General features: G+C 74.8%; 11 protein-coding genes. 3 read left to right on the top strand and 8 right to left on the bottom strand.

Features of this window, described 5'->3' with window-relative positions; genetic code table 11:
* Both ADK60_RS26680 and ADK60_RS26675 read right to left on the bottom strand, forming a co-directional pair.
* The coding region (locus ADK60_RS26680; protein WP_063783271.1) for a response regulator at nt 1–668 on the bottom strand (668 nt) is incomplete at its 3' end.
* The gene (locus ADK60_RS26675; RefSeq protein WP_053649344.1) at nt 665–1894 is read right to left on the bottom strand and encodes a sensor histidine kinase; all 1230 of its coding nucleotides are present in this window, start codon (nt 1892–1894) and stop codon (nt 665–667) included. The genes ADK60_RS26680 and ADK60_RS26675, both read right to left, overlap by 4 nt.
* 162 nt (nt 1895–2056) lie before the next feature.
* Here ADK60_RS26675 and ADK60_RS26670 point away from each other — a divergent pair, with 162 nt between their 5' ends.
* Complete coding sequence (locus ADK60_RS26670) at nt 2057–3133, top strand: ABC transporter permease (RefSeq protein WP_053649342.1); 1077 nt, start codon at nt 2057–2059, stop codon at nt 3131–3133.
* The gene (locus ADK60_RS26665) at nt 3130–3810 is read left to right on the top strand and encodes an ABC transporter ATP-binding protein (protein ID WP_045944373.1); all 681 of its coding nucleotides are present in this window, start codon (nt 3130–3132) and stop codon (nt 3808–3810) included. Before ADK60_RS26670 ends, ADK60_RS26665 begins: the two co-directional genes overlap by 4 nt.
* A gap of 1 nt (nt 3811) precedes the next feature.
* Here the strand turns inward: ADK60_RS26665 and ADK60_RS26660 are convergent, their stop codons facing one another.
* The 3 genes from ADK60_RS26660 to ADK60_RS26650 form a co-directional block, all read right to left on the bottom strand.
* Nucleotides 3812–4408 carry a Uma2 family endonuclease gene (locus tag ADK60_RS26660; protein WP_053649351.1) on the bottom strand — a complete coding sequence of 199 codons (597 nt, stop codon included), beginning with the start codon at nt 4406–4408 and terminating at the stop codon, nt 3812–3814.
* Nucleotides 4409–4500: 92 nt separating this feature from the next.
* Nucleotides 4501–5220 carry a GntR family transcriptional regulator gene (locus ADK60_RS26655; RefSeq protein ID WP_045944372.1) on the bottom strand — a complete coding sequence of 240 codons (720 nt, stop codon included), beginning with the start codon at nt 5218–5220 and terminating at the stop codon, nt 4501–4503.
* 175 nt (nt 5221–5395) lie between these two features.
* Nucleotides 5396–6319, bottom strand: coding sequence for an NAD(P)-dependent oxidoreductase (locus tag ADK60_RS26650; RefSeq protein ID WP_053649340.1), 924 nt, complete (start codon nt 6317–6319; stop codon nt 5396–5398).
* A 107-nt stretch (nt 6320–6426) separates the two neighbouring features.
* Between ADK60_RS26650 and ADK60_RS26645 the strand changes: the two genes are divergently transcribed.
* Nucleotides 6427–7059 (top strand): TetR/AcrR family transcriptional regulator, encoded by a 633-nt coding sequence (locus ADK60_RS26645; RefSeq protein WP_053649338.1) that lies wholly within the window; start codon nt 6427–6429, stop codon nt 7057–7059.
* A 188-nt stretch (nt 7060–7247) separates the two neighbouring features.
* Here the strand turns inward: ADK60_RS26645 and ADK60_RS26640 are convergent, their stop codons facing one another.
* The 3 genes from ADK60_RS26640 to ADK60_RS26630 are packed head-to-tail and all read right to left on the bottom strand — an operon-like array spanning nt 7248 to nt 10707.
* Nucleotides 7248–8270 (bottom strand): ornithine cyclodeaminase family protein, encoded by a 1023-nt coding sequence (locus tag ADK60_RS26640; RefSeq protein ID WP_353651777.1) that lies wholly within the window; start codon nt 8268–8270, stop codon nt 7248–7250.
* Nucleotides 8267–9334, bottom strand: a complete 1068-nt coding sequence (locus ADK60_RS26635) for a proline racemase family protein (protein ID WP_053649336.1) — start codon at nt 9332–9334, stop codon at nt 8267–8269. Before ADK60_RS26635 ends, ADK60_RS26640 begins: the two co-directional genes overlap by 4 nt.
* On the bottom strand, nt 9334–10707 hold the full coding sequence (locus ADK60_RS26630; protein WP_030395923.1) for an aldehyde dehydrogenase family protein: 1374 nt from the start codon (nt 10705–10707) through the stop codon (nt 9334–9336). The genes ADK60_RS26635 and ADK60_RS26630 overlap by 1 nt, the downstream gene beginning before the upstream one ends.
* Nucleotides 10708–10787 lie beyond the last annotated feature (80 nt).

Below are 10787 nucleotides of genomic sequence, written 5' to 3'. Positions count from 1 at the left end.
CCCCCCCCCCCCGCCCCTCCCCCCCCGCGCCGGATCAGCCCCCGGGCCCGCGCCTCCCGCACCGCCGCCGTCCGCGACTCCACGCCCAACTTGGTGTAGATGTGCACCAGATGCGACTTCACCGTGGCCAGGCTCAGGTGCAGCCGCCCGCCGATCGCCTGATTGGTCAGCCCGTCCGCGACCAGCCCCAGCACCTCCGTCTCCCGCGCGCTCAGCGCCGCCGCGGGCGTCCGCATCCGCTCCAGCAGCCGGTCCGCCACCGTGGGCGCCAGCGCCGGCCGGCCCGCCGCCGCCGACCGCACCGCCCGGGCCAGCTCCTCCGGCGGCGCGTCCTTCAGCAGGTACCCGGTCGCCCCGGCCTCCAGCGCCGGCAGCGTGTCCGCGTCCGTGTCGTAGGTGGTCACCACCAGGACCCTCGGCGCCCCCGCACCCCGGGCCGTGATCGCCGCCGTGGCCTGTGCGCCGTTCATCGCCGCCCCCGGCCCGAACTGCAGGTCCATCAGCACCACGTCCACCGCCACCTCCGCCGCCAGCTCGACCGCCCGCTCGGCGGTGGCGGCCTCCGCCACGATCGCGAAGTCCGGCTCGCTCTCCAGGACGGCCCGCAGCCCGGCCCGGACCACCGGGTGGTCGTCGGCGAGCAGCAGCCGGATCACCGCCCCGGTCACGAGGTCCCCTCCTTCGGGTCGCCCGCGTCCCCGGGCACCGGCAGCAGCACCGCGAGCGCCGTGCCCTCCCCCGGCGCGGACTCCACCGCGAAGGTCCCGCCCAGCGCCCGGGCCCGGGCCCGCATCGACGGCAGCCCGTAGCCGCCGTCCCCGCCACCGGTGGCGGTCCGCGTCCGCACGGCCTCCGGGTCGAACCCCGCACCGTCGTCCACCACGTCCAGCGCCACCTCGCCCGCCATGAAGCTGAGCGTCACCTCGGCATGGGCCGCCCCGGCGTGCCGCACCGTGTTGCCGAGCGCGGACTGCGCGATCCGTAGCAGCGCCACCTCGTGCGGCACCGGCAGCGGCACCCGCTCCCCCGACACGTGCAGCCGCACCGGCAGTCCGCCGCGCACCGACGTCGTGGCGCACAGCCGCTCCAGCGCCACCGGCAGGGTGTCGCTCTCCAGCGCCGGCGGGGTGAGCGCGCGCACGAAGCGGCGGGCCTCGTCGAGGTTGTCCTGCGCGGCCTGCCGGGCCTGCTCCACGTACTCGCCGGCGGCCTCCGTGCGCTCCGGCAGCGCGCGCTGCGCGGCCCGCAGCAGCAGCTGGATGCTGGTGAGGCTCTGCGCCAGGGTGTCGTGGATCTCCCGGGCCAGCCGCTCCCGCTCGGCGAGGACCCCGGCCGCGTGGTGGGCGGCGGCGAGGTCGGCGCGGGTGGCCGTCAGTTCGTCGATGAGCCGGCGGCGCTCCTCGCTCTCCCGGTAGAGCGCCTGGTAGCCGAACACGGTCGCGACGGCCACGGCGGCACCCAGCAGCGGCCCGATCGCCGGCGCGAGGCCGACGGTGTGCTGATGGGCGGAGTAGGCGACGATCGCCGCGACGGCGGTGAGCCCCACCGCCGCGACCCCGGCCCGCCGGCCGAGCAGGTGCAGCTCCAGGAAGTACAGCGGGAACGCCAGCCAGACCCCGTCCGGGGTGGCCACCAGCACGCCCGCCCAGGTGACGCCGAGCAGCGCCAGCCAGAGCGCGGCGGCCCGGCGGGAGCGGCCGACGGCGCCGATCAGCGGACCGGCCGCGTAGACGGCGGCCATCGCGGTGGCGGCGGCCGTGACCGCCGCCGGGTCCCCGTCGCGCCCGGCCAGGGCCCGGACCACGGCGAGCGCGAGCAGGCCCGCCACCAGCAGGTGCAGGCAGACCCGGAGCACGCGGGCGACGGGGGTGGTTCGAGGTCGATCGGTCGCCATCCGTCCAGCCTAGGGTCCGTGCCGCCGACCGGCATCAATCGAAAGGTTGAACTCCGCTTCCGCCCTTCGAAGCCGAGGATGCAATCCCCGGTGCGATGCCCGGAGGGCCGCCGTTCGGCCACTCTCGTCAGTGTCGCAGCGGATCGGACGAAAGGACTCGCGGTGTTCGTCGCCTGGAGGGATCTGGGGTTCGCCAAGGGGCGGTTCGCCCTGATGGGAACCGTCATCGTGCTGATCACCGTGCTGGTCGGCCTACTGTCGGGGCTGACCGCCGGACTCGGCCGGCAGAACACCTCGGCCATCACCGGCCTGCCCGCCGACCACCTGGCCTTCGGCCGCCCCGCCGACGGCCGGAAGCTGTCCTTCACCGACTCCCAGGTCACCCCCGAGCAGTGGCAGGGCTGGGCCCGGACGCCCGGCGTGACCGACGCGCAGCCGCTCGGCATCGCCACCACCAAGGCGGCCGCCGGACCGCGCACCGCCGCGCTCTCCGTCCTCGGCGTCCCCGACGGCTCCTCGCTGGCCCCGCAGGGCGACTCCCTGGCCCCGGGCCGGGCGGTGCTGTCGCGGACCGCCGCGAAGGACCTCGGCGGGCTGCGCCCCGGCGACGCCTTCACCGTCGCGGGCCACCCGCTGACCGTCGCGGCCGTCGCCGGGGACGCCTCCTACAGCCACACCCCGGTCGTCTGGACGACCCTGGCCGACTGGCAGTCGGCCGCCCCCGGCGGGGCCGGGCACGCCACCGTGGTCGCACTGACCACCGCGAAGGGCGCCGACCTGGCCGCCGCCGACACCGCCCTCGGCACCGAGACCCGCGGCCGGACCGACGCGCTCGCCGCGATCGGCTCCTACACCTCGGAGAACGGCTCGCTGCAGCTGATGCGGGGCTTCCTGTTCGCCATCTCGGCACTGGTGATCGGCGCCTTCTTCACCGTCTGGACGATCCAGCGCAGCGGCGACATCGCCGTTCTGAAGGCCCTCGGCGCCTCCACCCGCTACCTGCTGCGCGACGCGCTCGGCCAGGCCGTCCTGCTGCTGCTCCTGGGCACCGCGCTCGGCACCGCGCTCGCGGTCGGCGTCGGTGCGCTGATCGGCTCCGCCGTCCCGTTCGTCCTGGACGCCCCGACGGTGCTGCTGCCCGCCGCCGTCATGATCGCGCTCGGCGCGGTCGGCGCGGCCCTGTCCGTCCGCCGCATCACCTCCGTCGACCCGCTGACCGCCCTGGGGAGTGCCCGATGACCCTGCACCTCGACCGCGTCACCCTCACCTACCCGGACGGCGACGGCCGGCTGACCGCCCTCGACGAGGTGTCGCTGACCGTGCCGAAGGGCACCCTCACCGCCGTGGTCGGCCCGTCCGGCTCGGGCAAGTCCAGCCTGCTGGCGGTCGCCGCGACCCTGATCGCCCCGGACTCCGGACGGGTGGTGGTGGACGGCACCGACACCGCCGGGCTGGACCGCGCCGGGCTGACCGCGCTGCGGCGGCACCGGATCGGCATCGTCTTCCAGCAGCCCAACCTGCTGCCCGCGCTGACCGCCGCCGAACAGCTCCAGGTGATGGCCCACCTGGACGGCCGCTCCCCGCGCGGCGCGCTGCCCCGCGCCCTGGAACTCCTGGCCGCCGTCGGCCTGCGCGACCTGGCCGGCCGCCGCCCGCACCAGCTCTCCGGCGGTCAGCGCCAGCGCGTCAACATCGCCCGCGCACTGATGAACGACCCCACCGTGCTGCTGGTCGACGAGCCCACCAGCGCCCTCGACCACGAACGCGGCGCCGCCGTCCTCGACCTGCTGACCACCCTCACCCACCGCCGCGCCACCGCCACCGTCCTGGTCACCCACGACCGCAGCCACCTGACCGCGGTCGACCAGGTGGCCGAGGTCCATGACGGCAGGCTCACGGTGCCGGCGGCGGTGTGAGCTACTTCTTGGCGGCCAGCACCTCGTCCACCGAGAGCGTCACCGCCGCACCGATCGACTCCGGCAGCGCGAACGACTGCCCGGGGTGGTGGACGGCGTGCACCCGGTACTCGCCGTCCTGGGGGTCGGTGAGCACCATCACCCGCTGATTCGTCCGATCCACAATGACGTACACCGGAACGCCCGCCGATGCATACGCCGCGGGCTTCCGCTTCAGGTCGTCGCTGAGGTTGGAGGAGGTCACCTCCACCACGAGGCGGAAAATGGCCGGATCGTAGCTGTTGTACTCGATGAGCTTGTCGTCACTGTTCGCATCGACGATCGCCAGATCAGGAATGGCGAAGTCCGAGGGTCCATCGGGCAACCAGATTCCGATGCCCTGGAACACCTCAGTGTCACCATCATCGAGACCTGCTGCGAGAAAGACCCGGTCGAGCCTTTTGACCGAGCGACCGTGCTTCATGTTCGGCGACGGCGTCACGACGATCTGGCTCCCGATGATCTCGACCCGGTAGCCGGCGAACTGGTCGGAGATCAGCTCGGCGACTTCGAGCAGGGTGGGCTGCTCGAACGGTTCTTCCACTGCGGCGGCGGACACGGAATCCTCCTTGCTGCCGATGTCGGGAACATCATCGTAGGACCCGGGATCGACACCCCACCCGATCACGGGGATTCCCCCGAACGGGTGGTTTACCCCCGGGCGCGCAGGCGGAGCCCAGTACGGGACTCCTCCTCGGCCGCCTCCTCCTGGCCCTCCGCCCACAGCGAGCGGACGTGGCTGAGGTGGCGGGTCATGCAGGACTCCGCGGCCGGACCGTCGCCGGCGATCATCAGGTCCAGCAGCTCCAGGTGCTCCTCCGCCGAGGAGACCAGCTCGCCGCGCTCGGCCAGCCGGTTGAGGCCGTAGAGGCGGGAGCGCTTGCGCAGGTCGCCGACGACCTCGACCAGACGGGAGTTGCCGGCCAGGCCGAGCAGGTCGAGGTGGAACTGGCGGTCGGCCTCCAGGTAGCCGATGAGGTCCTGCTTGCCGGCCGCGACGACGATCGCCTCGGCCTGCGGCCGCAGCGCCTCCAGCTGCTCGGGGGTGGCGGTGCGGGCCACCCGGCCGACGGTCGGGACCTCGATCAGGGCGCGGATCTCGGTGAAGTCGTCGAGGTCCCGCTCGGTGAGCTCGGTGACCCGGAAGCCCTTGTTGCGGACGGCCTCGACCAGGCCCTCACGGGCGAGGTCCAGCATGGCCTCGCGGACGGGGGTGGCGGAGACGCCGAAGTCGGCGGCCAGGGCGGGCGCGGAGTAGACGACCCCGGGGCGCAGCTCGCCGGAGATCAGGGCGGCTCGCAGGGCGTGGGCGACCTGGTCGCGCAGCCGCTCCTGGACGGAGATCAGGGTGCGGGGTTTGAGGTCGGCCATGGTGTTCCTCCGGTGAGTGCAGAACACCAGCGTACAATGTCACGTTACGTTGAGTGTGCAACATTCCGTGATTTCGAACGACCAGTCAGCGCACGGCATCCATGGTCGGACCCCATGGTGGCAGGACCGCCGCCCGCTGACAACGGTCGGCGGCCCAACTCTTCATCCGGTCCCCTCACTCCCCCTTGAACAAACGGACCAGACCGGTCGCACTGGACCCTCCGTACCCGGCCCCGACCGCCGCCCGGAAGGTGTCGGCGAGCAGCCGCGGCAGCGCCCCGTCCACCCCGGAGGCCTCGACGGTGTGCAGGACGTGCTCGATGCTCGCGAGCGCCATGGTCAGCCGGTCGACGTCGCCCTCGTGGTTCCCGGCGGCGATCCGGGGCGCGTAGAAGGCGAGGAAGCCGGGCATCGAGGCGGCCGTCGACGTGGCGTAGGGCAGGAACTCGTCCGCCGGGATGCCGTTGGCCTCCGCGACGGCGGTGGCGTGCAGGTAGGCGGTCAGCGAGGTCCAGAAGAGGTCCATCTGGATCTGGTAGTAGAGCTGCGCCAGCCCCGGGTCGTCACCCCGGTAGTCGGCGCCGGTGAGCACCTCCAGGGCGGCGCGGTGCCGCCGGAACAGCTCGACCGGGCCGCTGTAGAAGGTGGACGACTCCGGCCGCCCGATGCCGGACGGCGGGACCTGCACCCCACCGGTGAGGTGCCCGGCACCCCGCTCGGCCAGCCAGCGGGCGGCCTCCCGGGCCCGGTCGGGGGTGTCCGAGCCGAGGTTGACCACGACCTTCCCGGCCAGCTCCGCCTCGGCGGCGGCCAGGACCGCGAACACCGCGTCGTAGTCGGTCAGGCTCAGCACGACCAGTTCGGCGGCCGCGACCGCCGCGGCCGCGTCCGGCGCGAGCACGGCGCCCCGGGCGACCAGGTCGTCGGCCCGGCCGGGGCTCCGGTTCCAGAGCGTCACGGCGTACCCGGCGTCCAGGTAGGCGCCGGCCATCGCCCGGCCCATCGGGCCGAGCCCGATCAGGGTGACGGACGGCCTGGTGTTCTCCTGCTGCTTGCCGTTCTCCTGCTGCTTGGTGCTCTCCTGCTGGGCGACAGACATGGGGATCCCCTCCGAAGGCGACTAGAACGAACGCTCTATCCAGGGAATGAAGCTAGCACAGCACTGGAACGAACGCTCTATCCAATCGACCGGCTAGACTCTCCCCCGTGAAGACGACCACCACCGGCACCCGGGAGCGGATCGTCCGGGCCACCTCCCGGCTGCTCCAGCGCCAGGGGTACGAGGGCACCGGCATCAAGCAGATCTCCCGCGAGGCGGAGGCCACCCTCGGCTCCGTCTACCACTTCTTCCCGGGCGGGAAGCAGGAACTGGCCGCCGCGGCGATCCGCCACGGCGACCAGGAGTTCGCGGAGCTGCTGCGCGAGGGGCTGGACAGTGCCGCCGACCCCGCCGAGGCGGTCACCGCCTGCACCCGGCTGCTCGCCGAGGCCCTGCGCGCGTCCGACTGGCAGGACGGCTGCCCGATCACCACCACCGCGCTGGAGACGGTCGGCCGGGCGCCGGTCATCGAGGAGGCCGTCACCGCGGCGTTCGCGCACTGGCGCGCCGTCGTCGAGGAGAAGCTGCACGGCGGCGGCATCGGCCTCACGGACGCCCGCGAGCTCGCCGCCACCGTCATCAACACCCTGGAGGGCGCCGAACTCGCCGCCCAGGTCGCCCGCAGCGAGGAGCCGCTCCACCTCACCGGCCGCCACCTGGCCCGGCTGATCAACACCTACCGGCCGCAGCCGACGCCCGCCCCCGCCACCGCTACCGCTACCGGCCCCGCCATCCCCTGACCGGAACGCAAAAAAGCGGCCGGCGTGGCGGGGGATCCCTTCCCACCACGCCGACCGCAACTCCGGCCGACACATCAACGACCAATCCCCGTCCGAGGTAACGGACTTGGGGACGGGTACCGACACAGCGCCGAGCGCCGGTACCCGATTGGCCGGGCCCCACAGCAGACCTGTGCCGACCGGAAGCCCTACCGGCCCGCCCCGCGCCGGTGCACCTCGGCCGCGACCGCGAGGTCCTGCCAGGCCATCCCGACGCTCTTGAAGAACCTCGGCCGGTCGGCCGGCACCGGAGCCTCGCCCCGCACCAGCTCGGCCAGGTTCCACAGCGGGTCTGCACCGGTCACACCCGCCATCAGCAGGTCGCCGGCCTCCCGCAGCGCGGCGGCCCGGGCCTCCACGTACAGCGCGGACCGGCCGACCAGCACCTCGTCCACCTCGCGGGCGTCCACCTCGTGCGAACCGACCGCGGCCACCGCCGCGTGGTCCGGCACCAGCGCGCCGTCGAACAGCGGCGAACGCGCGGTGGTGCAGCAGACCACCAGGTCCGCACCCGCCACCGCGGCCGGGGTGCCGACGGCGGCCTCCAGGCCGAGCCCCCGGGCGTACCGGACCAGTGCCTCGGCCGGCTCCGCGCTGCGGGCGACCACGGTCACCCGGGTCAGCCGGCGGACGGCGAGCAGGGCGTCCAGGTGCCCGTACGCCTGCGGGCCCGAGCCGAACAGCACCAGGTGCTCGGCCTCCGGCACGGCCAGCCGGTCCAGCGCGACGGCCGTGACCGCCGGGGTGCGCAGCGAGGTGAGCGCGATGCCGTCGAGCAGCGCGACCGGCTGCAGGGTCGGACCGTCCAGCAGCAGGTAGCTGCCGGTGATCCGGGGCAGCCCGACGGCGGAATTGGCCGGCGCGACACCGGCGATCTTCACCCCGACGAAGGCCGTGGAGGCGGCCGGCATCATCAGCAGCTCCCCGGCCGGCACCGGGATCGCCGAGCGGGCGGGGACGGTCTCCGGGTCGAGCCCGTCGAGCAGCACCCCCTCGATCGCCCGCGCCGCCTCCTCCGGCGTCAGGTCGACCGCGCCGGCCGGCAGCACCGCCGGCCCGGCGGTCGGCCCGACGGCCGGGGCGGCGGCGGGGGCAGAGCCCGGCGTGGCGGGCCGGAGCGGCTCAGCCGCCACGCCGGGCGGTTCCGGGGCGGTCCGCAGGTCGCCGCTCACAGCAGGAATCCCGCGCCGAGCGTGTCCTGCGGGTCGAGCACGAAGCGGTGCTCGCCGGTGCGGTGCGCGGTGCCGGTCACCTCGGTGACCACACCGTCGCCCCACGGGTCGCCGCCGGGCAGCACCCGCCCGCCGAAGACCGTGCCGACGATCGACTCGTGCCGCAGCTCCGCACCGGGGGCGAGCCGCCCCTCGGCGGCCAGCACGGCCAGCCGGGCCGAGCTGCCGGAGCCGCACGGCGAGCGGTCGATCTGGCCGTCCGCGAAGACGGTGACGTTGCGCTGGTTCAGCGTGCCGTCCACCGACGGGAGCTCGTCGAACAGGATGACGCCGTAGACACCGGACAGCCGCGGGTCCACCGGGTGCCGCACCGCCGGGGAGTCGGCCAGGGCGGCCCGGATCTCCCGGCCGGCCGCGGTGAGCTCGGGCAGCTGCTCGAGGGTCACCGAGAGCCCGAGGGCCGCGGCCGGCACCGAGACGTAGCAGGCGCCGGAGTGGGCGACGGCCACCTCGACGGTGCCGCGCGAGGTCTCGACCGGGAGCTTCAGCTCGCTCACCCAGGAGGGCACGTTGCGGAAGGTCACCCCGGTGGTCCGCCCGGCGGCCCGGTTGACCAGCGCGGTGACCCGGCCGGACGGCACGTCGATCCGGACCCGGGCGACGCCGTAGTCCGGCGCGGCGACCAGTCCGGAGTCGACCGCCCAGGCGCCGAGCGCGATGGTGCCGTGGCCGCAGGCCGTCGAGTAGCCGTCCTTGTGCCAGAACAGCACGCCGAGGTCGGCCTCGTCGTCGTCCGGCGGCACCAGGAAGCCGCCGTACATGCCGGCGTGGCCGCGCGGCTCACGGGTGAGCAGCTGCCGGATGCCGTCCAGCGGGCCCGGCCGGGGCGCGGTGGCGGTGCCGCCGGCCCCGATCGCGATCGCCCGCCGCTCGGCGACGCTGTCACCGGGGATGACGGGCGCGCCGCCGACGACGATCCGGAACGGCTCGCCGGCCGTGTGGTAGTCGACCGTGTCGACCTGCACCGCCGCGGGCGCCTCCCGGTCGGGGAGGGCCGTCGTCATCAGGCGCCTCCGCCCGGCAGCAGGGTGACGGTGCGGCTCTGGGTGTAGAAGTCCAGCGCGGCCTGCCCCTGCTCGCGGGCACCGTGGCTGGCGCCCTTGGCACCGCCGAACGGCAGGTGGAAGTCGACGCCGCTGGAGGGCGCGTTGACCCGGATCATGCCGGCGTTCAGACGGTCGGCGGTGGCGAGCGCCGCGTCCAGGTCCCGGGTGTGCACCGAGGCGGACAGCGTGTACGGGGTGTTGTTGGCGAGCGCGATCGCCTCGTCCAGGTCGGCCGCCGCGTGCAGCACGGCGATCGGGCCGAAGAACTCCTCGCGGCTCAGCGGGTGCTCGTCCGGGACACCGGCGACCAGGGTCGGCTCCAGGTACCAGCCGTCCCGGGCGGGCGCGCCGCCCCCGGTCAGCACCTCGGCGCCGGCCTCCCGGGCGGAGTCGACGGCCGCGGTGATCTCGTCCCGGGTGGCCTCGTTGATGACCGGCCCGCAGGAGGTGCCGTCGACCTGGCCGAGCGCCTTGACCAGGGCGGCCCGCAGCGGCTCGTAGGCTTCGCCGACCGCGACCACCCGGCTGGTGGCGGTGCACTTCTGCCCCGCGTAGCCGGCGATCGCGTTGGCGAGGTGGGCGGCGGCCTGGTCGATGTCGGCGTCCGGCAGGACGATCGCGGTGTTCAGCCCGCCGAGCTCGGCCTGGACGGGGATGCCGCGGTCCGTGGCGGTGCGGACGACCTGGCGGCCGACCCCGGTGGAGCCGGTGAAGGAGACCACGTCGGCCGCGCCGACCAGGGTGCCGCCCTCGGCACCGCCGCCCGGCAGCACGGTGAAGACATCGGCCGGCAGCCCGGCCTCGGCGACCAGCTCGGCCAGCCGGCGGGCGCAGCCGATCGCCTCCGAGGAGGGCTTGAGCACCACGGTGTTGCCGACGGCCAGCGCCGGGGCGGCCTTCCAGGTGGGGATCGCCAGCGGGAAGTTCCACGGCGTGACCAGACCGGCCACCCCGTACGGGCGGCGGCGGGTGAGCAGCAGGCCGGGCCCGCCGGCGGTCTCGTGCACCTCGCCGGAGGCGGCGAACGGCGCCTGCGCGTAGTAGCGCCAGATCGCGACGGTGCGGGCGACCTCGCCGCGCGCCTCGGCGATCGGCTTGCCGACCTCGCGGACGACCAGCTCGGCCAGCTCCTCGGCGTGCGCCTCGACGACCGCGGCGATCCGGGTGAGCGCGGCCGAGCGGCCGCCGGCGCCGGCGGCGAGCCAGCCGGGCTGGGCGGCGCGGGCACGGGCGACGGTGGCCAGGACGGCCTCGGCACCGGGGGCGGGCGCCTCGGCGACGAGGTCCGCGGGGTCGGCGGGGTTGTACGAACGGATCGTCACTGCAGGCAGCCCTTCGGGGGTTCGACGGGTTTTCGGAGCGGGTCGGATGGCAGGCCCCGCGGCGGTCGGCCGGCCCCGGGACGGGGGGC

Origin of the sequence: Streptomyces sp. XY431 (genome assembly GCF_001279805.1) — a bacterium.
In the GTDB taxonomy this organism is placed as follows: Bacteria; Actinomycetota; Actinomycetes; order Streptomycetales; family Streptomycetaceae; genus Kitasatospora; species Kitasatospora purpeofusca.
Note: the sequence above shows the minus strand (reverse complement) of the source record. Positions and strands in the feature narration are given on the sequence as shown.

What these genes read in the sequence shown, in the direction of transcription:
- ADK60_RS26675 (WP_053649344.1), bottom strand. Translation starts at nt 1,894, where the DNA reads ATGGCGACCGATCGACCTCGAACCACCCCCGTCGCCCGCGTGCTCCGG.
- ADK60_RS26665 (WP_045944373.1), top strand. Translation starts at nt 3,130, where the DNA reads ATGACCCTGCACCTCGACCGCGTCACCCTCACCTACCCGGACGGCGAC.
- ADK60_RS26655 (WP_045944372.1), bottom strand. Translation starts at nt 5,220, where the DNA reads ATGGCCGACCTCAAACCCCGCACCCTGATCTCCGTCCAGGAGCGGCTG.
- ADK60_RS26650 (WP_053649340.1), bottom strand. Translation starts at nt 6,319, where the DNA reads ATGTCTGTCGCCCAGCAGGAGAGCACCAAGCAGCAGGAGAACGGCAAG.
- ADK60_RS26635 (WP_053649336.1), bottom strand. Translation starts at nt 9,334, where the DNA reads ATGACGACGGCCCTCCCCGACCGGGAGGCGCCCGCGGCGGTGCAGGTC.